Below are 24,592 nucleotides of genomic sequence, written 5' to 3' on the forward strand. Positions count from 1 at the left end.
ATAAAAGTGTAAAATTCCCTCTTAATGTAAGATGAAAATACATCTTAAAATATTCTACGTATTATTTATATAAAATTATTAGAGGCCTAAAGTATGCTTAGTAAAATTATTGCTATATCTTCAGACTGCCCTATTACTCCTAGGATTGGTTTTTATAATCCCAATCCAAGTTTAAAGTTTGATAAAGATTTTATGTGGGGAGTGGGTTGGTATCATACAAACTATAATGCAGCTACTGTAATAAAAGATACACAGGTAGATAATGTATATGCGTTAAAAACAATGTTTGAGAAAAATTCTAATTTTTTATCTAACACATTTCTTGGTCATATTTATGATACTAATCAATCTCGTACTGATTTAAATATTCAGCCATTCGTTAAGCCATATGCTGGAAAAGAGTGGACACTTGTACATAATGGCGATTTAGATCATGGATACAAAAACATACTAACATTAGATGCTAACGATTTTGAGCCAGTAGGAACAACGGATTCAGAATATATCTTATGCTGGTTCTTATCGCAATTAAAGAAGAATGGAATTAGAGAACTAGATGTCGATGGTCTTTATTTTGCGTATGATTTATTGAAAAAAATAAATGAAACAGGTCAGGCTAATTTATTCATATCCAATGGTGAAAATACAATAATATATCAAGATATAAATGAGTATAATCCGATATATTATTCTAGATTTTTTCCACCAAGTAATTACTGCTATTTGAATTTGAATAAAGTATATATTTCTACAGGTGCAAATGATGACTCCTTGAGAACCTATATGATTTTCTCTACTAGTTATTCTGAAAATACTGGGGATTGGAGGAAGCTGGAGCCAGGGAAAATGGTTGTTGTTTCTAGAGGCCTAGTGATCTGGAGTAGTGACGCACTAAATTATAATTATAATTTCCCAAGCACAACTAATAATAATTTAAATAATTTTAATGCTCCTCAGGAAAATAACGAATTACCTATTTTGGAAAAAAATGAAATAGTTAGAATCAATAGAGATTTATCAGCACCTCCAAGAATTCTACATGTGATACATGAGACTAGTTATACTTATGATCAAGCGGTTAATTTAAGTAAACATTCTATTAGGATGAGACCAGTTGAAGACTCTAATCAGAAGATACTGGATTACTCATTAAAAGTATCGGTTGATTGTGATAGTGAGCATTATAAGGATGTTTTTGATAATGAAGTAACTTTCTTTAAGACAAATGAACCTTATAAAGAGCTTACTATAAAAATGGAATCGAAAATTGCGATAACCTCATGTTCATTAAAGAAAAACTCTGTCCATCGTCGCACAACAATGCCTTTACCATGGATGCCTTGGCAGAGACAGATGATGACACCTTATTTATTGCCAACAGAGCTTCCAGAAACTCAGTTAGAAGAGTTAATGGAATATGCTATTAGTTTTGTGAAAAGGAATAATAGTGATGTTATATCTGTTTTAGAAGATATAAATAAAACTATTTATTATGAATATAAATATGTTCCTAATGCAACAAACTTTGGTACAACAGCTTATGATGTTTATATAACAAGAGAAGGAGTTTGTCAGGACTTCTCAAATTTGTTTATATGCTTATCAAGACTTTTAGGTATACCGGCAAGATACCGTGCAGGATATATATTTAATGGTGGTCAATATGAAAATACTCAGATGAGTGATGCAACACATGCATGGGTAGAGGTTTATTTGCCATGGGTTGGTTGGGTTGGCTATGATCCAACAAATGGATGTGAAGTTAATACTGACCATATTAGGATTGCTTGTGGACGTAATTATATGGATGCTACACCAACTTCAGGTACTATTTATAGAGGTGGTGGAACAGAGACTTTAGGCATTAATGTAAAAGTATTTGATATTTCTGAACAAGCATAAAATATTTATAATATTCCTCCTTTTGTCATTTTGTATGGATCAACTACCTTCTTAAACTCTTCCTCCGATAAAAATTTTAAATCTTTATTAGCCTCGTCTAAAGAGATATTTTTTTGATCAGCATAATGAGCCATTTTAGAGGCTTTATCATATCCTATAACAGGGCTTAAAGCTGTAACAAGCATTAAAGAGTTTTTGAGATAATAATCTATCTTTGTCTTATTTGGCTCCATACCTTCTAAAAGGTACTTTGTAAAATTAATACAGCTATCAGATAGTATTTTAATTGACTGAATTATGTTAAAAATCATTAAAGGCTTGTAAACATTCATTTCTAGATAACCGGCACTTCCACCAATACCAACAGCCACATCATATCCAATAACTTGAGCAGCAACCATCGTCATTGCTTCACATTGAGTAGGATTTACTTTTCCTGGCATAATTGATGATCCTGGTTCGTTTTCAGGAAGTAAAAGCTCGTGTAGACCAGCTCTAGGGCCACAGCTAAGTATTCTAATGTCATTAGCAATTTTAAATAAGGAGTTAGCTAATGTTTTTAGTTGACCCATAATAGCAACTAAAGCATCATGAGATCCCTGAACCTCAAATTTATTTTTAGCAGAAACAAAAGGTAGGTTAGTAATATTAGATATATGTTTAGCAACTTTTTCAGAAAAACCTTCTGGAGCATTTAAGCCAGTTCCGACTGCTGTACCTCCTAAAGCTAGTTCATATACATCCTTTAATGAGTCTTTAATTCTTTGAATATTCTTTTTTAATAGAGCAGCATAGCCAGAGAACTCTTGTCCTAATGTTAAGGGAACAGCATCTTGCATATGTGTTCTACCTATTTTTGTTATATTTCTCCATTTTCTAGCTTTTTTATTTAGATCTTTAAACATATATTCAACAGCTGGAAGTAATTGATTTTTTATTTCATAAGCTGTGGCTATGTACATTGCTGTAGGAAAAGCATCATTAGATGATTGAGACATATTTACATCATCATTTGGATGGATAGGGTCTTTGCTCCCCATTTTTCCACCTAATAGCTCAATAGCTCTATTTGAAATGACTTCATTAACATTCATGTTAGATTGAGTTCCACTTCCTGTCATCCAAACATGGAGAGGAAAATGATTATTAAGTTTTCCTTCTATTATTTCATCAGCTACTTTGACTATAATATCTTTTTTATTTTTAGGTAGTATTCTTAGCTCATTATTGGTTATGGCAGAGGCTTTTTTTACAATAGCCATAGCTTTTATAACTTCTTTTGGAATTAAGTCTGACCCTATAGAGAAGTATTGTAAAGATCTTTGGGTTTGAGCTCCCCAGTAATAATTATCAGCAACCTCAATTTTTCCCATGCTATCTGATTCAACTCTCATAAAATTCTCCTTTGGGATATGAAATGAAAAGCATTCTCAGATTTAGAGTAACATTTATTTTCTATGATAAAAACTTAAGATATTGCGAGAAATAAGAAAAGCGCATGCATAGACATATTATTTATTATAAATCTTCGTTAAAATTTTATTATTAGTAAAATTTATAATTTTATTTTATGACAGTCATTGAATCTTTAAAAACACGCAAGTCAGTCAGGGCTTTTTTAGATAAAGATATACCTAAAGAAACTTTAGAAAAAATGTTTGATGCTGTTAGATGGACTCCTTCAGCTAAAGACACACAGCCTTGGAAAATAGCTGTAGTGAGTGGAGAAAAGCAGAAAAAAATAACCGAGAGAATATTAAAAGCCTTCGAAAGTGGACAAAAACCTAAAATGGAGTATGAATATGAGGGTGGAGCTTTAGAGAGAGAATTAAAAGCTAGAGCGATTGCATGTGGAGCTGCTTTATATGATGCACTAGATATAAAAAGAGATGATAAAGAAAAAAGAATGGAGCAATGGAAGAAGAATTACTTATCATTTGCTGCACCTGTAACTTTATTCTTTTTCAAATACTCAAATACTGGAGCAAGTGCATATATTGACTGTGGTATGCTGTTACAATCAGTTATGTTGGCTGCTAATGAACTTGGATTAGCTACGTGTCCGCAGGCATCTTTGGGACAGTATCCAGAGATAGTAAAAGAAGAGTTAGGATATGATGATTTTGTTTTACTTTTTGGAGTTTCTCTTGGATATGAAGATAAAGGTGCCGTAGTAAATAATTATCGCACAGCCCGAGAAGATATAGATAGTTTTGTGACTTTCTTTAATTAGGCGTAGAATCTGTTTTTGTTGTAGGGTTACTAGGAATAATTCTTGTATTATTTCCAGATAGTAAAATAGTAACATTATCCCCAACTTTTAAATTGCTATCATCTGTTTGTAGTACTGATATAGTCTGGCCAGAAGGTTTTTTAATTATAAACTGATATGCTTCACCAGATGTTAAAACATCTTGTGTAGCTGCTCCAGCTAGTCCACCAACTACAGCTCCACCAATAGATCCTGCAATATGTGTTAACATGCTGCCGCCACCAGCAAAAGCGCCACCTAAACCACCTGCGATAGCTCCAGCTCTTTCACCTGTTTCATGAGTGCCTTTAATATTTACCTTTTCTATAGCCATTATGGTTCCTGATTCCACATTGGATACTTGACCAATAGAGTTTCCGGAATAAGTTGGCTCAGAAGTTGATGAACATGCTGTTAATGATAGGCTTATTAAAGAAAGTAAAATGATAAAGTATGTTTTCATTTTTATACTCCTTTATTTAGTTTGATTGTTTTTTTGCTATTTCAGCTATCCTTTTGCCAAGGGTTTTACAGATTTTTATTTCATCATCAGATAGCGTTTTTTGTGGAGAGAAAGTATTTAGGTGAGAAGCTCCGTAAGGAGTACCACCTGTTTTAGTTTTTTCTAAAGCTTGCTCACTATATGGTATACCTGTGATAAGACAACCATGATGTAGAAAAGGAATCATCATTGATAATAAAGTGCTTTCATGACCAGCATGCATACTTGAGGCAGAAGTAAAAAAGCCAGCTGGTTTACCAATTAAGCTTCCCTTGAACCATAAATCACTATGTTTTTCGAGGAAAAATTTTAAAGCTGCTGCCATATTACCAAAATATGCTGGACTACCAATTATGATACCATCACAGTTAGCAATATCTTCTTTAGTTGCATATAGATCACCATCTTTAGGTATCTTTGGTTCAGTTTGCTCTGTATTATGAGAAATATTTGGCACAGTTCTAAGAATGGCATTAGCATCAGTCGCTTCAACACCTAAAGCGATAGTTTCAGCCATTTTCTTTGTACTTCCACCTTGTGTATAGTATAGTATTAATATGTTTTTCATTGCACTTCCATTATGCCTAATACAGCACTTTTAAAAAAGTATATTTTAATTTTTAAAAATTATTGGACTTGGGTATTTAAAGAGTACTTCAGAAAGGAATGTCCTACTGCTGTTTCAGCTCTTACTCTTACAAGTCTATTTGCTTTTGTTCCTACTTTTTTAATTATAATAAATATTTTAAATACTTTTGAAGTATTTACTCCGCTGTCTCAGAAAATTCAACAGTTTATATTTGATAATATGTTACCTTCGACAGCATCTACCGTTCAAGATTATATAGTTTCTTTATCGAGAAAAGTATCTTCATTACCAATACTTTCGGTAATTTTCTTATTAGCTATTATTTTCTTTATGATAAAGAACTTAGAAATTATTTTAAATAAAATCTTTTATGTTAAAAGAGCTAGAAGTATTTTACAAAGCTTTTTAGTATATTGGGCTTTAATGACTATAGGGCCAATATTCTTTGGTTTTGTATTTATCTCTAGTACCTATCTACTCTCGATGTCATGGATAGTTACAGATATGGGAGTCGAACAGTATATAATAAATTTTACATCTTTCTTATTTCTCGTGGCAGCATTTTTTGTTGTTTATAGGATATTACCTAATACAAAAGTAAGCTCAAGATCAGCCTTTATAGCTTCTTTATTTGTAGCCGTGGTTTTTACAATAGCAAAAAGACTTTTTTCTCTTTATATATTTTATGTTCCGACATATTCAGTGATATATGGCTCATTATCATTGATACCTATTTTTATTCTTTGGGTTTTTATCACATGGCACATTACATTGGTGGGAGCTGTAATGATGAAAGGTTTAGAATTACTTTCAGTAAACGTTCATTTTACTAAAGAGGTAAAAAGAGATAACTTAACTATAGTTATAAACCTTTTAAGAGAGCTTTATGAGCACCAAAGAATGCTTAAAGGCGGAGTTGCTCTTTCAAAATTGTATTCAAAACTTGCTATAGCTGATTATGATAAAGTTAAATTAGTTTTGCATAGACTAGATGATGCTAATATCATTAGAATTGATTCTAATGAAATATGTTATTTAAACTGTGATATTAAAAATTTGAAATTATTAGAAGTTTATAATTTATTTGTTGATACATTAAATTTTAAAACAAGTAATATTAGGAAAATAAATCAGATCAAAGTAGAATTACAGAAAAATCTAAATATAAAAGTTTACGACTGTTTCTAATAATAAAGAGGTTAATATGTTAGGGTTTTTGGATTGGTCTGCTCTTATTATCAATGTTCTTTATACTTTTTATCTTGCTCGATTAAAAATATGGTCGTGGTCTTTAGGTATCGTTGGAGCTGTACTTTTATTAGTTTTATTTGCATATAAAGGTATATATTCATTAGTTTTATTACAAACTGTTTATGTTGTGTTTTTTAGCTATGGTTGGTATAGCTGGTATAAGCAGGGTGTTACAAATGAATTTGCTAATGTTAAATGGATGAAACCTTTTGATTATGTAAGATATATATTTTACATAATATTGCTATGTATATTTTCTATAGGCTTTAATTATATTACAAGCTCTCAAGATATAGTCTCTACAGGTCTTTTAACAGGGATTACTTTTGCTGCAATTATAATGACAATAGAAAAGTTTATGGAAAATTGGGTGATCTGGATAATTTCAGATCTATACTTTGTAGTTGTTATGTATGATCAAGAGTTATATGGCCAAGTTATACAAAACTTTATTTTCTTTTTAACAGCTGTATATGGTTTTTATTTCTGGCATAAATACGGTAAAGTTAATACTGAAAAATAATGATAGTCAAAGTTGCTCTAGCTGTTCCTCCCTTTTACTTGTTAGATTATTCGATAGATATCGAAATAAAATTATTTCAAAGAGTTTTAGTTCCTGTTGGTAATAGGAAGCTTATAGGCTTTATTACTGATACTAATGTAGAAGTGAATTATGACCATTCAAAGATTAAAAGCATTGTAAAAATTTTAGATGATAACTGTGTTTTAATAAGTGAGAATATTCAGAAGTTAATACAATGGACAGCAAAGTATTATCATTCAGATTTATATAGTGTAACAAAATTAGCCTTACCGAATGATTATTTTAAAAAGGAAATTGTTAATCCAAAAGAGGAAACTTTCTTATCTGTAGATATAAATATCTTATCAAATATAAAATTAACAGCTAAGCAACAACTATTAGTAGAAGAGATTGGAGAGAATACTTATTTATTAAATGAAATTAAGAATTTAGGATATTCAGATGGCATTATAAGAGCTTTATTAAATAAGAATATTTTAGTTAAAAGCACAAAAATAAAAGCTCTAGTCCCAGATGCCAACACAAAGGGTAGTAATAAAAAATTAACAAATGAACAGCAAGAAGCTTTAAACATTCTTCTAGAAAATGGGGGGTTTAAAACTTTCCTGCTATATGGGGTTACAGGTAGTGGTAAGACAGAAGTTTATTTGCAGACTATCCAAAATTATGTGGATAAAGGAAAGCAAGCCCTAGTTTTAATACCAGAAATAAATTTAACGCCACAGACTTTAAAAAGGTTTAAAGATAGATTCTCTAATCAAAATATTGTTTCTCTTCACTCAAAGCTTACAGAAAGCGATCGATTAACAAACTGGCACTATATAAAAAAAGGTATAGCGAATATTGTTATAGCAACTAGAAGTGGAGTATTAGCTGATTTTAAAGATCTAGGAATAATTGTGGTTGATGAAGAGCATGATAGTTCGTTTAAGCAACAAACATCGACTATTCGTTACAGTGCAAGGGACTTAGCAATATTGAGAGCTAAGTTTGCAGATATTCCTATAATTTTGGGAAGTGCTACACCATCAATAGAGAGTTATTATAATGTTATTAATAAAAAATATAATCTATTAAAGCTTACAGAAAGGGTTTCAAAATATGCGTCTGCTCAGGTAAAGATCATAGATTTAAGATCAGCTATAGTCAGCAATGGATTAAGCAATATTTTAGTTTCTCTTTTAGAAAAAAATATTCAAAAGCATGAGCAATCTTTACTCTTTGTGAATAAGTTGGGATATGCAAAAGCCTTAGTATGTAATAGCTGTGGAGATGCAGTGGAATGTAAAAAATGTGATAAACCATATACTTTACATACATGTCCAAACCAATACTTAGCCTGTCACTTTTGTGGAGATAAAAGGCAAATAGTTATACAGTGCAATAGCTGCGATTCTACAGAGCTTTTTCCTTATGGCGTTGGTACTGAGAAAATTCAATCTGCTTTGAAAGAGAAATTTCCTTATAATGAAATAGTAAGATTTGACAGAGAGAATATTAAAAATAATAGAGATCTAGATAAAATAATTGATGAAATAACTAATAACAAAATTGATGTTATAGTTGGTACACAAATGGTAGCTAAGGGCCATCATTTTGAAAATATTACTTTAGTCGGGCTAATTAACGCCGATGCAGGATTTTACAGTACAGATTTTCATGCAATTGAAAAAAACGCACAATTGATTATTCAAGTGGCAGGTAGGGCTGGTCGAGGTGACAAAGAAGGTCGTGTGTTGCTGCAAACTTATCAACCAGAAAACCCAATTTTACAAAAGCTTATACAAACTGATTATTTGGAGTTTTTAGATTATTTATTAGAACAGAGGAAGGCTCTTAATTATCCGCCATATACATATCAAGCACAAATAATAGCGGAAGCAAAAAAAGAAGCTGATGTGTTAAATTTTTTAAATAACTTATATGATACTGTAAGTAGTTGTGAAAATATTTCTATTACAAAGCCACTTCCAGCAACACATCTTAAAAAGAATAATATTTATAAATATAGTTTATTGATAACAGCATCAGAAAGAAAAGATATAAATAGTTTCATTAATTATGTAAGAAGATTTTTAGAAATTAGTGAAAATAAAGCAATAAAAGTTTATTTTGATGTTGATCCTATAGAGTTAATTTAACTAGTTAAAGATAATTATTCTTAATTTAGTGATTAACTAACTTTAGTTTTATTATATACTAAAGTTTACAACAATTGTTTTAGAGTCGTTTATATGGAACTAATAAATAAAAAAGAATGGATAAAAGAATCTGTTTCATTAACTAGATTAGATGATGATATGGTTGAAGTAGAAGGAGGAGTTACTCCTGGGGCTCGTGAAGATGGTACTTATGAACTTCTTTCAGGATCTTAAAATTTATTTGTTTATAAATCAATAATGGTTAAGCCTATAAATCATTCAAAAAATTTTCCTTATTGGTTATTTTCATAACGTTTAGTAAGTACTCATAAAGTCGGCGGATTTTACTTATAAAATTTTCTTTAGTATTTTTTCTAAGATCTTTTACTCCTTGTTTATTTATTTGAACACCTAAGAAATCAAATGATTTGGAATTTGGATTGTTAAAATTCCTATAATCAGTTTTATCAGGATGCTCTTTTAGTTCTAATCTGCTAAGTATTTGCTTAACTATCTTTACAGCTTTTCTAAGTTTATGTCTGGTTTTAGCCATTATAATAAAATCATCAGTATATCTTTTATAGATTACATCTAGCTCTTTCATAGCTAAATCTAATTAATGTAAATATATACATCCCAATACAGGTGATAGGGCAGATGATTTTGATATACCTTGCTTTATTTCTTTATACTCACCATCTTGCCATTCTATTCTATCAATATGTTTTTCTATAAGTTTGTATTCATTTTCTGAGCAAAAACTTTTGAGCTTTTGTAACAATATTTTATGGTTTATTGAATTATAAAATTCTTTAATATCTATCCTATAAATATACTTATGAATTTTTATATATTTATTAATAACTTTAAAAGCTTTTAAAGTACCTCCTTGATTTTTATTAGAAATACAGTCATTAGAGAAATAGCTTTTACTTTTAATACTTTCAGCTAAAGTCTTTAATATCAAAGAATCTTTGGCTGACCAGATAGTAATACTTTCATTACAACTCTGTTTTTTAATTATAGATGCTGGCTTAAAATTATAGTTACTGGCATTTATCTGTTTGTTTATATTATCAATGTAATCTCTGATTTGATCTTGTACTTAAAATCCCAGTAGTTATTGTTGAAGTGAGTATTTTTACGTGTATTAGCAGCCATCTAAGATGTTCTGATATATCTAGCATCTAATAAATAAATGATTATATATCATTAATTATATTTTCTACTATTTCAATTAATTTTTCTATTTGAAATCCGAATTCATTGGCAGGTCTAGTTATTTTATATAAGGGAACTTGTGAAGCTATTTCGCTACTAAGTTTGAAAAACTGTTGTTTATACCCCATCCTTTTTACATAAAATTTACGATAAGTGTGATACTGTATTTCTTTTAATTTACTTAAACCTTTTATTTCCTCTACTTTGAATGAGTTCTCATTATGATTTTCTAGTAAGAAAATAGCTTTTAGGCGCTTTGGGGTATGACAGATATTTTCTGTAATAGGATAGGAATACTTATCTACTAATAACCTTATTTTATCAAGCTTTTCTGTATCTATATTTAGAGCGTCTGCAGTGTCTTTCCACACTTTTAATCTAGAAATTCCAGGCTCTACCTCATATTTAGAGTTTATAACTGCTAGATCATCAGCTATAAAAGAGTAGCCTTTTTTATAAAATGCTGATGATATAGTAGATTTACCTGCACCAGAGTCGCCTGTAAAGATAATACATTCATTACCTATTTGTGCGGTATTTCCATGTATCACAGTTTTGCCTTGTTGGTGAACCAACGCTCCAATACCTGAGCCAAAGAGATATAAACAAACTGTTTGTAAATCAGCATTTTCATATAGATCAACTATTATGGTTTTACCATCAGAAATATGAATCCAAGCATTGTCTTTTATATGTAGCCAGATGTTATTAGGTTTAACGAAAGTATGTCCGTTCAAGTTTTTTATATCGTCAGGTAAATTATCTTTTACATTTCCATATTTGAAAAAAATATTAGCTTTTTCTGTAAGATCTGGACGTTCCTTACAGGCAGGGAGTTTTATTTCACTAGATATTATTAATCCAAAAATATTATATATAAACATTACCAATTACCTTTTATAAATTTTGCAGCCATGTTTTTATTGGAAGAGAGTTACTTTCATTTGGCTGAAATATTCTATAAAGTAATTCTACATCCCAATTATAGTTAGCCTCTATAATTATAGGGACATCAGTAGAGATTATGATATCAAAAGCAATAGCTCTAATATTAAGCTTACTATGAGCTTCTATACTCATATTACAAGCTCTTCTAATTTTATCTTTTAGATTTTGTGATAATTTCATATTTTCAAAAGATTTTTTATCTTTAAAGTCTGGCATATGTTTTAAATTTATATCTAAGTTTATTAAGTCTAAAGGTAGTATGTTATAAAACTGATGCTCGCCATTATTTTCTAATAAAGGTATTTCTAACTGAATATATATGGGTTTGGGTTTATGATTATTTGGATATAAGCTAGCTGTTATTATTCTCATAGTTGTAGCATCAGTAGGATGGTTCGATATAGCTTTTATTTCTTCATCATCTTCTATAAATTTTTCTATTAAAATCTCATCAGAGTTTAAATAATAAAATTTTATGAAACTTGTTATATTATCTTTTCCTATTATTCCTTTTTTATCTACAAGTGTAAGAAGTTTATAGTCATTTAGAACTAGATCAAAATAGATGCATAAAGCACCTGATGATTGATTAGCAATATTTGGTTTGCAAAATATTTTTTGTTTTTGAAATAAAATATCTGTATTCGCAACAATTTCTTTGAAACTTTTTTTGCAACTATAATTAGCCTGTATATTGTGCTGGTTTAAGAAATTTAAAAATTGATACTTGTTTGCTATAAGTTTATTATATTTTCTGAAATCTTTATTTTTTCTATCGCTATATAAATGAAGCTCTACAATTTCTTTATAGTAGAAAAAAGATAAAGGGTCATTCTTATAAAGTTTATATTTTAAATAGTAATTTGGTGTTATGAAATTTGCTAAACTCAATTTTATAAGCTTGATGTAGAGTGTGAATTTATTTCTATGTCCAGTTTCTAACAACTTTTCTTCAGATATGTTTTTACTAATTTTATAGCTACTTATCCATGCTTGGTAAGATACCCACTTAAAAGTAGCAAGGATATTGCTTAAAATTATATCTGGTCGTCTGAAATTGCGAAAAAATATAGCTCTATGAGTTCTAATGTAAGTATTAGGAGATGGTATAAAGTATTTGTAACTTATAATAAAGCTAGGTTGTTTCTGATAGATAATATTCAAAAATATTCTTCTTAATTTTTTAATCATTTTATTCTTAAATTAAAGTATTTTAACCATTCATCAATATTTTTAATATTTGAGATATTTCTGCTTATAGTCATTTTTATTTCTTTCTTAGCGTTATCTAGAGTTTTAAGTTTTTCTAATTGAGAATGTAGTTTTTCAATATTTATAATATTAATTAAATCTGGATGAAGATTGTTGTCAAATTCTATATCTGCTTCATTATTTCTTTTATCGAGGAAAGGCTCACCCATATATTTGCTTTTTTTCCAAATGATTTTCTTAGGAACAGTATCTTCAACTGATTTGCGATGTAAATACCTACCAAAGCCTTTATGAATTTTCAAAGTATTTGGGGTGGATAAGAAGAATTGAATTAAGTGTACATCTAATAACGGCCAGTAATAATCGATGCCATATGCAGCAGCCATTAAAGAGCAATTGTCCATTCTTGTTGGAACAAAGCTTACCCATCTTTTCTCTAAAGTAAATTTGTCAAAGCTTGAGAAACCATTATCAAAGCTACCGACCTCAAAGTATCTTTGTTTGAGGTCATGCTTTTCTATAAAATCATCTTTAACCAAAAAGTATGGCCATCTTGATTTAAAAGCATTTAACATACCAAAACTTTTTTTGCCTCTTTTAGCATTATTTTGAACTAGGAACTTCAATATTCTAAGAGGTTTAGTTATTATATTTCCGCCAAATGTTTTAAATAAATCTTTATATCTTCTATCTTTTAAAAGCTCGAATTTAACTAAGTCTCCATGTATTGATGTGACAAACTCATCTCCTCCAAATCCAGAAAAAAGACTACGAACACCATCACCAGATGCATTTAAATAAAAAATTTCATGCCCAGTAGCATTTCCATGTTCTACGGGAGCACCTAAAATATCTAAAGGATTTTTGTTCTTTATATTACTATTTCCACTGCAAATAAAGGCATTCGGTAGTTTATAGAATTGGTTCACAAGAAGTGCGTATTCTGGCTCTTGATCTAGGCGAGTGAATCCATAGGTAAAAAGGTTATTTATAGGTTGATCAAAATATTTAGCTATATATGATGTAACAGTAGAAGAATCTATGCCACCACTTATTTCACTTCCTATATTGTGATTACTATTTATAAATCTTTCTAAAATAGCTTTTTTTACTTTTTCTTCATATATTTTGAAATAATCATCATTAGCATTTAAATTTATTTTCTTAGTAGAAAACTCAAAATATTTTTTCTTTAAAAAATTTTCTTTAGAAATATTTAAGTAATGTGCTGGAGGGATTTTAAAAACTTCATTATATGCAGTTTTCTCAAAATTCATGTTTGTGCCACCATCAAGAACTCGACATATCCATTCTTCGCTTGCAGAAATGTTTAGTATATCTAAATAATTAAATATGACTTGAGAAGATGAGAAAATAAAAACATTATCATCTAGATAATAATAAAATGGTCTAGTTCCCATGTGATCTCTGACACAAAGAAGTTTTTTATTATTATTATCAAAAATAGCGAAAGAATAATCACCATGTAAGTGTTCAGGAGTATCATCAACATATTTTTCATATGTATATAAAATTAATTCGGCATCAGAGGTATTAAGTGGGGGACTTATTTCTAGCTTTGTAATCAGCTCTTCACGATTATAAAGTTTAATCCATCCAACAATCGTAAAATTTTTATATGAGTAGATTAATTCCCTACTATTTTTTTCTATAGCTTGAGATAGCCAATAGCCAGATTCATAATCATATAGAGTTGTAATAGTTTTATTCTCTGGATTCGTGTTTAAAATTTTATTTGATCCATCAATTATATCTTCTTGTATATCACCTAAAAGATTATTTGTTCTGAAGAAAATGCCATGAAACATAATAATAATTAAACCTTATTTAAGTTTATAGATGTAATTGTGCAAGTTATACCATAGCTCTTACATCCTTGCCCATCTCCACCTATAACGACATTATCTTTTACTTTTAACCATGCATGAGCAAGTAATGGTTTATTTTCATCGTCAGTTTTTTTAACACCAATATGTATCACATATGGGATTTTATAATACTTTAATAGAGTCTTTACCATAATTGCTTCAATAAGGCATTTAGATTCCCAAGGGACATGCCTAGAAACTAAAGTAGCTGTTTTACTAATTCTATAGGCAAGAGAAACTTGTTCGTCTGTTGCGATTAGAGATAATTGCTTATTTTCATAAGTATGACCTAGGTACCAAAAAACTTTTTTTAAGTTTAGATTTAAAGAAGCAAATCTTCCTAAACCACTAACTGGATATAAGAGGATAAACCAAACTTTTTTTCTAAGAGGCATTTTGAATGCCGATTGAAGCTTGCTTATAATCATTCTTTTATAATTAAATTTTTTTCTAAAAGCTGGTTTAAGAAAGGTGTTATATCTTTTTGACATTGCTCTATAGATACATCATATTCTTTAATAAGCTGCTCACAGATATCATTGATAGTGGTAGAGTTGCCTAATAATTGCCATACTCTATTACCAATCTCCCCCATGCTATAGTAAGCATTGTTCTCAATATTCATCATTATAGCTTCACCATCAATCTCTGAGCTAAAGATATCATTGTTCTTATGTATTTTGTCTACAGCTTGTAAGCTTGTCATAATTTTCCTTATAGTTTTAGTTTAAATTTAAAGCAAAGATTTTATTAAATCTAGAGTCTAAATTATTGCATAGTTCTTGATAATTGCCTTGTTCTACAATATTTCCTTTATTCATAACGAGTATTTGGTCTGTGGCGCGTAGTGTTGAAACTCTGTGTGTAATAATTATGATAGTCATTTGTCCTTTAAGCTCTCTTAAGGTTTCATAAATTAGTTCTTCATTTTGCATATCAAGAGCACTAGTTGCTTCATCTAATAGTAGTATTTTTGGTTTTCTAAGAAGAGCTCTTGCTATAGCTAGTCTCTGTTTTTGTCCTCCAGATAAGTATACTCCTCTATCTCCTATCAGGGTATTTATTCCTTCAGGGAGCTCTAAAACAAAATCGTATAGAGCAGCTAATTTAAGAGCATCATAAATATCTAAGTCACTAGCATTAGGTGCTGCCCATAATAAATTCTCTTTTATGCTTTCATTAAAAAGATATGTTTCCTGGGGTACATAGCTGATAAATTTTCTCCAGCTATACATAGCATCTTTTTCTAGTTTAATATTGTCTATTTCAATTTGCCCATTATCGGGAGTAAGAATCCCAAGTAGTATATCTGCGAAAGTGCTTTTACCAGCACCAGAGTGCCCAACTATAGCAGTTGTTTGATTTACTAAAAGGTTACAGCTTAAATCATTTAAGACTTTCTTTTCTGAATAGGAAAAAGATATATTTTTAAATTTAATTTCTTTTTCTAAAGCTATTTGAATGTTTTTGTTTTGAAGTTCTTTGTTTTTCTCAAGATCTTTAATTATATCTCGTGTTTGAATAAATATAGGGACTATGTTTAGAATTCGGAAGTAGTTTTGCTGTATGTTTGTCAAACTAGGTAGTAGCCTAGAGAAAACTAATAGTAGAGCAATCATCAATATTAGTTGAGTTTTTAATATTACGAGAGCTATATAAAAAAATATGGCGATAATAAACGCAGATGATACTTTAACAAATAAAGAGATTATCTTTTGTGATTGAATAAACTCCATTTGTACTGCTTCACTTTGTTTATTTAAAGTGTCAAAGTGAGATAAATAATCATCTACAGTATTATAGCTTTTTGCTAGTTTTATTCCATCTAGAAAAGAACTAAAAGCAGAATGCATTTTAGTATGAATAGCAAAGTTTTTTTGACCATTCATTATGGGGTTAAATTTATAAGTTATAGCAAAAATAACTAAAGACAAAAATATAGTTATTGATGTTAGTAGAGGAGATATTACTAAAGCAAAAATAATATACAGAGAAGCTATTAAAAAAGCAGATATTATTTGAAAGCTAAACATTGTTAAAGTTGATATCTGAGACAAGCCGGCTGAAAACATGTGTTCAATATTTTTTATTCTATGCTTAATTAAGTATGACCAACTTGCATGAGCTATTTTATAGTTGAAATCTTTTTTTATATTATATAGGTAAGATTTTCTAAAAGAGTTTGTAACAGTTGTGTTTATATAATCTATGGTAGCTGCTAATATAACTAAAAGTAAAAATAATATTAAAATAATAAGAATAGAGGTTTCTTTCGAAAGGTTAGAAAATATCCAGAAGTTATTTTGCAAGTTATTATTATTTTCGTCCCAGCCAAAGAAGTGTAATAGTGGTATAAGCAATAATAGTCCTATACCAGCACAGAATGTATTTATGATTGTTAAAAAACATCCTAGAAAGAATTTGCTAGGAGAATGTCTAATTAAATCTTTAAGATAAATGCCAAAATAGCTAATATTTGTTAATTTATTTTTCTTCATTTTCTTTGCTTTCTATTAGTTTTACTAAGTCTTTTATAGTGGTTTTTCCACGGATATTTAGAATTTTGAAAAAGTTAGTTTGAGAAGCTAAAGGAAAAATTATTTTGGCAGTATTTACTTTGTTTTTCTTATATAATTCATTAAGCTCACTACCAAAAATAAAATTTTGTAGTAAGTTAATTTTTTTTACTCCAATAATTTTTTCTATTGAGTTTTTATCTTCAAGATTTTGTTCATTAATTTTGAAAATGTTTTTTATTTCTAATTTATTTTTATAAAAAGGGGCTTTCCAATAGTATCTTTTTAAGTTTGGCCGTACTTTCTTAAGCTCATGGATATTTATTTTTAACAGTCTAGTTGCTTGTAGCCATAGCTTTATTTTAGGGAATGCAGGTTCTATATAAACTTTATTATTTTCAAGTGATAAAACACAAAATTGGTCTGCTAATATTTCATATTCTTTTTTACAAAGAGCGGCTAAAATAGTCGACTTTCCAACTCCTGAGTACCCCAATATTAAATCGGCTGTTTTTTCATCCTTAGTAAAGCCACATCCTTTTAGTAGAATTTTACCTTTTTTAGTTAAAAAATAGGGTAATGCAGAACTGATTAAGAAATTTATGATAGTTTGGTTGTCAATCCCATAATAAGGGAAGATAATAATTTTTTCATCAGTGATTTCATATCTAGCAATATTAGGTATATCTAGTAGAATATTATTTTCTTTGTTATGAGATACACATTTATTAATCTCTTTTTCGATAATAAATGAAGATGAGTCAATAGAGTTTTCTATTACTATATCTATATGTTTTATGTTTCTAGTTTGAGTTAAAAAATCTATTTTTATATTAGATTTTATATTCAATCCATATATTTTGTAATTATACATGTTAAGTTTTTATTATAAACTGATGATAAATTTTAGCTGATTTTAATTAAACTCTAAATAGAAAAACAGTATACAAAAATGAAATGATATTTTAAGATGAAAGAAGATTAGTTTATTGTAAATAGTGCATGAAAGATCTAAAATATAATACAGTTTGGCTCGCGTCTTATCCTAAATCAGGAAACACTTGGTTTAGGATCTTTTTGACTAATTATATTAATAATTCTGATGAACCTGCATCGATTGATAATTTAGAAAAAACTCCTATTGCCAGTGCTAGAGTTTGTTTTGATAAATTTTACGGTATCGATTCAGCAGATCTTTATCTTGATGAGGTAGATAATATGAGACCAGCTATGTATGAGCATTGGAAAGAGCTTGAGTATATGCAGTTTCATAAAGTTCATGATGCTTATACTTATATTAGCGATGGTCCTTTACTTGGAAATCCATCTAATCAAGCAGCTGTTTACTTAATTAGAAACCCTTTAGACGTTGCTATCTCGTATGCACATCATAATGGACATGAAGATATAGATAAGAGTATTAAGTATTTGGCTGATGGAAATCATACACTTTGTGGCACAGAAAAGACTATGCCTAATCAGTTACGCCAAAAGCTTTTAACTTGGAGTGAGCATGTAAAAAGTTGGGAAAATGCTCCTTTAGATAAAATTTTTTTGAGATATGAGGATATGGTTTTAGATCCAGTTAAAGAGTTTACTAAAGCTATAAACTTTTTTGGCCTTCCTAATGATGAGCAAAGGATAAAAAAAGCAGTTGAGTTTAGTAGTTTTAACAATTTAAAGAAACAAGAAAAAGAAAAAGGCTTTAGGGAAAAAGCACCTAATGCAAAAAGTTTTTTTAGGAATGGCAAGGCATCAGACTATTTAAGAAAGTTGTCACAACAGCAAATAGATCAAATAATAAAAAATCATAAAGATGTAATGGTTAAATATGGCTTCATCTAATAGTTGTACTTCAGATATTACTTTTCAGTATTTTTTATATTTAATAAGAATTCATATACACAGAGATCAGCCTAATTATATAGATCCATTTAATATGGAAAATATTAAATACATTGATGTCAAGAGACTTTTTCAGTTCATAGTTGAACATAAGCTTGAGTTAATAATATTTCCAATTTTAAAGAGAATAGATCTTCCAGAGTTTAATCTTAAGAAACTATATCAAAGGTGCTTTCAGATTACTAAAAAACAGCTAATTATGGAAAAATTTCTTTCAGAGATAGTACAGAGATTTAATGAAACTAAAATAAATAATGTAGTATTAAAAGGAGCCCTTCTAGATAAGCTGATATATGGTTCTGCTAGAAAAAGAGTTTGTGGAGATATTGACATACTTATTCAAATTGAAGATTTGTATGAGGCTCATAAGCATTTAATAGACCTTGGTTTTTCTTTAAGTAAAGAGGGAGAGTACACATTAAATTTTATTAAAAAATATCCTTTTAGTAAAAATAGTATAAAGGATATTTTATATATCCATAAAGATAGTAATATATTGTTAGAACTACATTGGAAGATTTTAATAGTAGGAAATTTAAAAGAACAAATAGAAGAGTATGAATATGGGTTTAGAAACTATAATTTTTTACAAAAAGAATACTGTTTAGCTTATCTTGTTATACATGGGTATAGATCTGGATGGCATAGACTTAAGTGGATGATAGATATAATAGATTTTGTTAAAGTAGTAAATATTGATAAAAAAGTTTTCCAAAATATTTTACTTGGTGAGCAGCGAGAATATAGGTCTTTGACCGATTTAAACTTTTTGTTAAAAGAGTTATTTAACTTTGAGAGTGATATTTTGCAGATTGATGGGAATATAAGTTTTTTTCAGAAAATAGCTTGTAAGTATAGAGTAAATCATATCAAAAGTATAATTTATAAATCTAAGAGCCATCTTAAGGACTATAATCTAAAAATTATTTCAAAAAAGTTTCTATATCATCTTTTAGTATATCCAAATAAAAAGGATTATTTTAAAAGTTATATGGTTTATCTTTTTTATAAGATAGGTAAACTAAGAAAGTAGAAATATCTGGCTTAGCTCATTATGTCACTATTATCCTCGAGTCATTTATTATCTTTTAGTTTATTCTCTTTAGTTAAGTCATATAGATAATAGATTAGGCTAAATCTATTAAATAAGAATTGTTAAATTTTTCCGTTAGCCAAAAGATAATAAGTAATTTTCTTTGCACATTCTTCAATAGTTCTATTTTTTGTAGATATATGAATTTCTGGGTTTTTAGGTTTTTCATAGGGAGATGAAATACATGTGAAATTAGCTATATCACCATTTCTTACTTTTTTATATAAGCCTTTAGAGTCTCTTTTTTCACATTCTAGCAAATTTGTATCAATAAAAACTTCAATAAAGTTATCTCCAAGCAACTGTCTTGCTTGAGTTCTATCAGAAATAAAAGGAGAGATCAAAACAGCACTTACAATAATTCCAGCATCTACAAAAAGTTTTGCCACTTCTGAAACTCGTCGGATATTTTCTTTTCTACCTTCATGGCTAAAGTCTAAATCTTTACTAAGACCATGACGAATATTATCCCCATCTAAAATATATGTATGATAACCTTTTTCATATAAAATTCTATCAACTGCATTAGCAATAGTAGATTTTCCAGAACCACTAAGCCCAGTATACCAAAGTACTATTGACTTATGTTTTTTTTGCGAGTTTCTCTCTTGACTTAAAACGCTAGCATTATGCCAAACAATATCATTATTCATTTTGACGCTTTTGACTCCTATGTAACTATTTAAAGAGATTACAATTAGATCAAATAAATATAGAGTTTAAAACTAATAGCTTAATTAGTCAAAGCTAGTTCATTCAGTTTTAGGATCAACTTTTTAAGTCTTTAACTCCCCAATGTGGAAAGTATTTTCTTATAAGAGAATTTAATTCTAGTTCAAATTCTGAATATTCTATAGGGGCTTCTGGTAGGACCTTTTCAGTTAATGCATTACGAACCATTCCTGCACCTATGGTTACGTTAGTTAGCTTATCTATAACTATAAATCCGCCAGTTAATCTGTTTTTATAATAGTCATCAAAGCAAACAGGCTCTGAAAGTTCTAACTCTACCATCCCAATCTCATTTAATTCTAATTTTCCACATTCTACTTCATTTAGAGTATTCATATCTGTTTTAAAATTAAATTTGTTGACAGATCCAGAAACTTGCTTAGTCAAAAATTTTATATAATATTGCTTATGTGCCTCCATTGGCTGTTCAGACATCCATACTAAATGTGCTTTTAAACGTGATGAAGTATGAGATATAGCATCTTTATGAACTATCATATCTCCTCGACTAATATCAATTTCATCGATGGTTGTTAAGGTTATTGCTTGACCGGATTCAGCAATTTTTAATTCACCATTAAAAGTGATTATAGACTTTATTTTTGTAATTTTACCGCTCGGTAGAACCCTGATTGTATCCCCAACTTCTATATTGCCTGAGGCAATAGTTCCTTGATATCCTCTAAAATCAGAGTTAGGTCTTGATACTAGCTGAACAGGAAAACGAAACTCGTTATTAACGGCTGTATCTATTTTAGTAATTTCTAAATAGTGCATCAAAGATGAGCCTCTAAACCAGGGCATATTATCACTTTTAGTAACAACATTATCTCCTTTTAACGCTGATATTGGTACAAATCTAATATCAGGTATCTCAAGGCTTCCTGCAAGTTTTAGATAATCACTTTGTATGGATTTATAAATTTGTTGAGAGTAATTAACAGTGTCCATTTTATTAACGGCAACTATTACATGCTTAATACCTAATAATGAGCATATAAAACTATGTCTGCGTGTTTGCGTTTGCACACCTTTTCTTGCATCAATAAGAATTATAGCTAAATCACAATTAGATGCACCTGTAGCCATATTCCTAGTATATTGCTCATGACCTGGAGTATCAGCAATGATAAATTTTCTTTTATCTGTAGAAAAGTACCTATATGCAACATCTATAGTAATTCCTTGCTCTCTTTCTGACTGTAAACCATCAACAAGCAAAGCTAAATCAATTTCTCCACCTTGAGAGCCAACTTTTTTACTGTCTTCTTGTATGGTTGATAACTGATCCTCAAAAATCATTTTACTATCATGCAAAAGCCTTCCAATAAGTGTGCTTTTGCCATCATCCACACTTCCACAAGTAATAAACCTTAAAAGCTCTTTTTGTTCATGCTGTTTTAAATATGCTAAAATATTTTTTTCTATTAGAGGTGATATATGACTCATTAAAAATATCCCTCTATTTTTTTCTTTTCCATAGATCCAGAACTATCTTTATCTATAGCTCTACCTTGTCTCTCAGAGGTTTTAGTTAATAGTATTTCTTGAATTATAGCAGGTAATGTATCCGCTTCAGATTCTACTGCTCCTGTTAGTGGATAGCAGCCTAAAGTTCTAAATCTAACCATCTTATTTTCAGCGTTATCTCTAAGTTCTTTAGGTGCTCTTTCATCATCAACCATTATTAAGGTGCCATCATAATCAACAACAGGTCTTTCTTTTGCAAAATAAAGTCTTGGAATCTGAATATTTTCAATATAAATATATTGCCAAATATCAAGCTCTGTCCAGTTTGAAAGAGGAAATACTCTTATACTTTCTCCTTTATCAATCTGCCCATTATAATTATTCCATAACTCAGGTCTTTGATTTTTTGGATCCCAACGATGATTTTTATCTCTAAATGAAAAGACCCTCTCTTTAGCCCTGGACTTTTCTTCATCTCTACGAGCACCACCAAAAGCAGCATCAAATTTATATTTATTTAAAGCCTGCTTTAATGCCTGAGTTTTCATAATGTCCGTATGTTTAGTACTGCCATGTGTAAATGGTCCAACACTTTGATTAACCCCTTCAAAATTTATATGAGTCAATAATTCAAAACCATACTCTTTTGCCATCCTATCCCTAAATTCAATCATTTCATGAAATTTCCATGTAGTATCAACATGTAAAAGCGGAAATGGAATTTTACTTGGGTAAAAAGCCTTACGTGCCAAATGAAGCAATACTGAAGAATCCTTGCCAATAGAATATAACATCACAGGGTTTTCAAATTGTGCAACTACTTCTCTAAATATTTGTATTGATTCATTTTCTAATCTTTTTAAGTGAGTTTGCATAAGTCAGTATTATTTTTGAATTTAAAAGCCTGTCTAACATCTTGTGTAGGTTAAGATGATTTTTAAAAATTTTATTACCTGATAAAATTAGCCACTCGATCAGTATAAACTAGATTGGTCAGTATTTTCAATAAACTTATCTCTAGATTATAATTAGCCCTTACATATTTAGTTGTTCTTGTAGATGCCAATAAAGTTATCTAATTTTATCTATAAATTTTTCTTAGATTTTTAATTTTATTTATTTGAGTCTTCTTTTTTATCAATTCGACTTGCTACAAAGCAACCAACACCAACTGCTAAAAACGCAGCACTTATCCAAGCTAAATAAAACATATATTTAATCTCCTTATATTAATACATATCATGAGAATGTTGTTCAACTTCTTCAGCTGATATTCTACATCCATTTGCCCATATTTTCTTATATACAAAAAAGGTGTAAGAGAAAATGATAGGAAGTAAAATAGCAGCTACAACAAGAATATTTATCAGAGAAGCTTGGCTACTGCTTGCATTCCAAATAGTTAAGCTATATTGATAGTCACCAGAGTTTGATGCCATGACAAATGGGAATAATGCGAATCCAACTGTTAAAATAGAACCAAGTATAGAAACTAAGCTAGCCAAAAATGCTGCCCAATCTTTATCTTTCTTATTAAATATAATAATAAATAAAGCTCCAACAACAGCCATTATAGGTGCAAACCACATCCAAATATGCGCTTGGCAGAAGTTATAATACCAAGAATGATCTCTAGTAATAACAGCTGAGCTAAAAGGTTGATATAGAGCATCAGATTGGTGAACTAAATCAGCATTTGGAGTATATTGATATCCAGGTATAAATATTAACCAAATAGCAGCAACCATAAATAATACTATATAAATGATAGTTGTAACGTTGGTAATAGCTCTAAATCTATCTCTTAAAACTCCAGCAGTTCTAAGTTTGCAATAAGTAGATCCATGCATTAAAGCCATATTTAAAGCAAATACACCGAATAATAATGCAAAAGGCGTTAATAGGCTAAATAAAGTAACCCACATAGATTGATAATGCCCATTAACTATATCACCATAAATTAAGCGAGCAGTATCGTCATATGCGATTGGAAAGCCAAGGTAAAGGTTTCCTACAGCAACTCCCATTACAACCATAGGAATAACGCTACCTAATAAAAGCATCCAATCCCAGAAGTTTCTCCATTTTTGATTATCCACTTTTTTACGATATTCAAAAGCAGGAGGTCTTAAAAATAGGCCCCATAATACAACTAAGATAGCTATATATAACCCAGAGAAACTAGTAGCATAGACTTGTGGCCAAATAGCAAATATGGCACCACCAGCTGTGATGAACCAAACTTGGCTACCATCCCAAGTAGGCGCTGCTACGTTTATGACAGCTCTTTTTTCTGAATCTGTTTTTCCAACAAATTTTGATAATATACCAACTCCGAAATCAGAGCCAACTGTAGCGGCAACTAAGAATATTAATACGCCAACTACTAACCAAGAGACAACTTGTAATGTACTGAATAACATAAC

At 29.7% G+C, this 24,592-nt stretch carries 23 protein-coding genes and 1 pseudogene; 8 read left to right on the top strand and 16 right to left on the bottom strand.

Annotation, left to right across the window (positions count from 1 at the left end):
- Positions 1-93 precede the first annotated feature (93 nt).
- Positions 94-1,902: a class II glutamine amidotransferase gene (locus tag KX01_RS02320; RefSeq protein WP_071663457.1), complete on the top strand. Its 1,809-nt coding sequence runs from the start codon at positions 94-96 to the stop codon at positions 1,900-1,902.
- Positions 1,903-1,907: 5 nt separating this feature from the next.
- Here the strand turns inward: KX01_RS02320 and fumC are convergent, their stop codons facing one another.
- Positions 1,908-3,296, bottom strand: a complete 1,389-nt coding sequence (gene fumC, locus KX01_RS02325) for a class II fumarate hydratase (protein WP_071663458.1) — start codon at positions 3,294-3,296, stop codon at positions 1,908-1,910.
- Between the two features lie 176 nt (positions 3,297-3,472).
- Between fumC and KX01_RS02330 the strand changes: the two genes are divergently transcribed.
- Complete coding sequence (locus tag KX01_RS02330) at positions 3,473-4,135, top strand: nitroreductase (protein ID WP_071663459.1); 663 nt, start codon at positions 3,473-3,475, stop codon at positions 4,133-4,135.
- Here KX01_RS02330 and KX01_RS02335 read toward each other — a convergent pair.
- Complete coding sequence (locus KX01_RS02335) at positions 4,128-4,616, bottom strand: hypothetical protein (RefSeq protein ID WP_071663460.1); 489 nt, start codon at positions 4,614-4,616, stop codon at positions 4,128-4,130. The genes KX01_RS02330 and KX01_RS02335 overlap by 8 nt on opposite strands.
- A 16-nt stretch (positions 4,617-4,632) precedes the next feature.
- On the bottom strand, positions 4,633-5,223 hold the full coding sequence (wrbA, locus tag KX01_RS02340; RefSeq protein WP_071663461.1) for an NAD(P)H:quinone oxidoreductase: 591 nt from the start codon (positions 5,221-5,223) through the stop codon (positions 4,633-4,635).
- Positions 5,224-5,235: 12 nt separating this feature from the next.
- On the opposite strand from wrbA, the gene KX01_RS02345 reads away from it, so the two are divergent.
- The 4 genes from KX01_RS02345 (at position 5,236) to KX01_RS09340 (ending at position 9,414) form a co-directional block, all read left to right on the top strand.
- A complete protein-coding gene (locus tag KX01_RS02345) occupies positions 5,236-6,432 on the top strand; it encodes a YihY family inner membrane protein (protein WP_071663462.1) in 1,197 nt (398 codons plus the stop codon).
- 16 nt (positions 6,433-6,448) lie between these two features.
- Positions 6,449-7,018: a nicotinamide riboside transporter PnuC gene (gene pnuC / locus KX01_RS02350; RefSeq protein WP_071663463.1), complete on the top strand. Its 570-nt coding sequence runs from the start codon at positions 6,449-6,451 to the stop codon at positions 7,016-7,018.
- Positions 7,018-9,180 (top strand): replication restart helicase PriA, encoded by a 2,163-nt coding sequence (gene priA / locus KX01_RS02355; protein ID WP_071663464.1) that lies wholly within the window; start codon positions 7,018-7,020, stop codon positions 9,178-9,180. The genes pnuC and priA overlap by 1 nt, the downstream gene beginning before the upstream one ends.
- Positions 9,181-9,273: 93 nt before the next feature.
- On the top strand, positions 9,274-9,414 hold the full coding sequence (locus KX01_RS09340; RefSeq protein ID WP_156860362.1) for a hypothetical protein: 141 nt from the start codon (positions 9,274-9,276) through the stop codon (positions 9,412-9,414).
- A gap of 34 nt (positions 9,415-9,448) precedes the next feature.
- Here the strand turns inward: KX01_RS09340 and KX01_RS09295 are convergent.
- The 8 genes and pseudogenes from KX01_RS09295 to KX01_RS02400 form a co-directional block, all read right to left on the bottom strand.
- Positions 9,449-10,147: pseudogene (locus tag KX01_RS09295) on the bottom strand (reverse transcriptase domain-containing protein).
- A gap of 235 nt (positions 10,148-10,382) precedes the next feature.
- A complete protein-coding gene (locus tag KX01_RS02370; RefSeq protein WP_071663467.1) occupies positions 10,383-11,285 on the bottom strand; it encodes a phosphoenolpyruvate carboxykinase (ATP) in 903 nt (300 codons plus the stop codon).
- Positions 11,286-11,298: 13 nt separating this feature from the next.
- Positions 11,299-12,540: a hypothetical protein gene (locus tag KX01_RS02375; RefSeq protein ID WP_071663468.1), complete on the bottom strand. Its 1,242-nt coding sequence runs from the start codon at positions 12,538-12,540 to the stop codon at positions 11,299-11,301.
- Positions 12,537-14,390, bottom strand: coding sequence for an asparagine synthase-related protein (locus tag KX01_RS02380; RefSeq protein WP_071663469.1), 1,854 nt, complete (start codon positions 14,388-14,390; stop codon positions 12,537-12,539). Before KX01_RS02380 ends, KX01_RS02375 begins: the two co-directional genes overlap by 4 nt.
- An 8-nt stretch (positions 14,391-14,398) precedes the next feature.
- On the bottom strand, positions 14,399-14,878 hold the full coding sequence (locus KX01_RS02385) for a lasso peptide biosynthesis B2 protein (RefSeq protein ID WP_071663470.1): 480 nt from the start codon (positions 14,876-14,878) through the stop codon (positions 14,399-14,401).
- Entirely contained in the window at positions 14,875-15,156 is a 282-nt protein-coding gene (locus tag KX01_RS02390; protein ID WP_071663471.1) for a lasso peptide biosynthesis PqqD family chaperone, read from the bottom strand. Before KX01_RS02390 ends, KX01_RS02385 begins: the two co-directional genes overlap by 4 nt.
- 16 nt (positions 15,157-15,172) lie before the next feature.
- Positions 15,173-16,948 carry an ABC transporter ATP-binding protein gene (locus tag KX01_RS02395; protein WP_083578886.1) on the bottom strand — a complete coding sequence of 592 codons (1,776 nt, stop codon included), beginning with the start codon at positions 16,946-16,948 and terminating at the stop codon, positions 15,173-15,175.
- Positions 16,935-17,840, bottom strand: coding sequence for a serine/threonine protein kinase (locus KX01_RS02400; protein ID WP_071663472.1), 906 nt, complete (start codon positions 17,838-17,840; stop codon positions 16,935-16,937). Before KX01_RS02400 ends, KX01_RS02395 begins: the two co-directional genes overlap by 14 nt.
- A 128-nt stretch (positions 17,841-17,968) precedes the next feature.
- Here KX01_RS02400 and KX01_RS02405 point away from each other — a divergent pair, with 128 nt between their 5' ends.
- Positions 17,969-18,811 carry a sulfotransferase domain-containing protein gene (locus KX01_RS02405; RefSeq protein ID WP_071663473.1) on the top strand — a complete coding sequence of 281 codons (843 nt, stop codon included), beginning with the start codon at positions 17,969-17,971 and terminating at the stop codon, positions 18,809-18,811.
- On the top strand, positions 18,798-19,904 hold the full coding sequence (locus KX01_RS02410) for a nucleotidyltransferase family protein (protein ID WP_071663474.1): 1,107 nt from the start codon (positions 18,798-18,800) through the stop codon (positions 19,902-19,904). Before KX01_RS02405 ends, KX01_RS02410 begins: the two co-directional genes overlap by 14 nt.
- Before the next feature lie 122 nt (positions 19,905-20,026).
- Here the strand turns inward: KX01_RS02410 and cysC are convergent, their stop codons facing one another.
- From cysC to cydB, 5 genes are all read right to left on the bottom strand, one after another.
- Entirely contained in the window at positions 20,027-20,617 is a 591-nt protein-coding gene (gene cysC / locus KX01_RS02415) for an adenylyl-sulfate kinase (protein ID WP_071663475.1), read from the bottom strand.
- 115 nt (positions 20,618-20,732) lie between these two features.
- Positions 20,733-22,145: a sulfate adenylyltransferase subunit CysN gene (cysN, locus tag KX01_RS02420; protein ID WP_071663476.1), complete on the bottom strand. Its 1,413-nt coding sequence runs from the start codon at positions 22,143-22,145 to the stop codon at positions 20,733-20,735.
- Positions 22,145-23,041: a sulfate adenylyltransferase subunit CysD gene (gene cysD, locus KX01_RS02425; protein ID WP_071663477.1), complete on the bottom strand. Its 897-nt coding sequence runs from the start codon at positions 23,039-23,041 to the stop codon at positions 22,145-22,147. Before cysD ends, cysN begins: the two co-directional genes overlap by 1 nt.
- A 237-nt stretch (positions 23,042-23,278) precedes the next feature.
- Positions 23,279-23,377 carry a cytochrome bd oxidase small subunit, CydX/CbdX family gene (locus KX01_RS02430; protein ID WP_071663478.1) on the bottom strand — a complete coding sequence of 33 codons (99 nt, stop codon included), beginning with the start codon at positions 23,375-23,377 and terminating at the stop codon, positions 23,279-23,281.
- Positions 23,378-23,395: 18 nt separating this feature from the next.
- Positions 23,396-24,589, bottom strand: a complete 1,194-nt coding sequence (cydB, locus tag KX01_RS02435; RefSeq protein ID WP_071663479.1) for a cytochrome d ubiquinol oxidase subunit II — start codon at positions 24,587-24,589, stop codon at positions 23,396-23,398.
- Positions 24,590-24,592: the final 3 nt, after the last annotated feature.

It is taken from the genome of Francisella frigiditurris (assembly GCF_001880225.1).
Classification (GTDB): Bacteria; Pseudomonadota; Gammaproteobacteria; order Francisellales; family Francisellaceae; genus Francisella; species Francisella frigiditurris.

Coding starts and splice junctions, on each gene's coding strand:
- KX01_RS02330 (WP_071663459.1), top strand. CDS start 3,473: ATGACAGTCATTGAATCTTTAAAAACACGCAAGTCAGTCAGGGCTTTT.
- KX01_RS02345 (WP_071663462.1), top strand. CDS start 5,236: ATGCCTAATACAGCACTTTTAAAAAAGTATATTTTAATTTTTAAAAAT.
- KX01_RS02405 (WP_071663473.1), top strand. CDS start 17,969: ATGAAAGATCTAAAATATAATACAGTTTGGCTCGCGTCTTATCCTAAA.
- cysN (WP_071663476.1), bottom strand. CDS start 22,145: ATGAGTCATATATCACCTCTAATAGAAAAAAATATTTTAGCATATTTA.
- KX01_RS02395 (WP_083578886.1), bottom strand. CDS start 16,948: ATGAAGAAAAATAAATTAACAAATATTAGCTATTTTGGCATTTATCTT.
- KX01_RS02380 (WP_071663469.1), bottom strand. CDS start 14,390: ATGTTTCATGGCATTTTCTTCAGAACAAATAATCTTTTAGGTGATATA.
- cysC (WP_071663475.1), bottom strand. CDS start 20,617: ATGAATAATGATATTGTTTGGCATAATGCTAGCGTTTTAAGTCAAGAG.
- KX01_RS02410 (WP_071663474.1), top strand. CDS start 18,798: ATGGCTTCATCTAATAGTTGTACTTCAGATATTACTTTTCAGTATTTT.
- fumC (WP_071663458.1), bottom strand. CDS start 3,296: ATGAGAGTTGAATCAGATAGCATGGGAAAAATTGAGGTTGCTGATAAT.
- cydB (WP_071663479.1), bottom strand. CDS start 24,589: ATGTTATTCAGTACATTACAAGTTGTCTCTTGGTTAGTAGTTGGCGTA.
- KX01_RS02390 (WP_071663471.1), bottom strand. CDS start 15,156: ATGACAAGCTTACAAGCTGTAGACAAAATACATAAGAACAATGATATC.
- cysD (WP_071663477.1), bottom strand. CDS start 23,041: ATGCAAACTCACTTAAAAAGATTAGAAAATGAATCAATACAAATATTT.
- KX01_RS02430 (WP_071663478.1), bottom strand. CDS start 23,377: ATGTTTTATTTAGCTTGGATAAGTGCTGCGTTTTTAGCAGTTGGTGTT.
- priA (WP_071663464.1), top strand. CDS start 7,018: ATGATAGTCAAAGTTGCTCTAGCTGTTCCTCCCTTTTACTTGTTAGAT.
- pnuC (WP_071663463.1), top strand. CDS start 6,449: ATGTTAGGGTTTTTGGATTGGTCTGCTCTTATTATCAATGTTCTTTAT.
- KX01_RS02400 (WP_071663472.1), bottom strand. CDS start 17,840: ATGTATAATTACAAAATATATGGATTGAATATAAAATCTAATATAAAA.
- wrbA (WP_071663461.1), bottom strand. CDS start 5,223: ATGAAAAACATATTAATACTATACTATACACAAGGTGGAAGTACAAAG.
- KX01_RS02385 (WP_071663470.1), bottom strand. CDS start 14,878: ATGATTATAAGCAAGCTTCAATCGGCATTCAAAATGCCTCTTAGAAAA.
- KX01_RS02375 (WP_071663468.1), bottom strand. CDS start 12,540: ATGATTAAAAAATTAAGAAGAATATTTTTGAATATTATCTATCAGAAA.
- KX01_RS09340 (WP_156860362.1), top strand. CDS start 9,274: ATGGAACTAATAAATAAAAAAGAATGGATAAAAGAATCTGTTTCATTA.
- KX01_RS02320 (WP_071663457.1), top strand. CDS start 94: ATGCTTAGTAAAATTATTGCTATATCTTCAGACTGCCCTATTACTCCT.
- KX01_RS02370 (WP_071663467.1), bottom strand. CDS start 11,285: ATGTTTATATATAATATTTTTGGATTAATAATATCTAGTGAAATAAAA.
- KX01_RS02335 (WP_071663460.1), bottom strand. CDS start 4,616: ATGAAAACATACTTTATCATTTTACTTTCTTTAATAAGCCTATCATTA.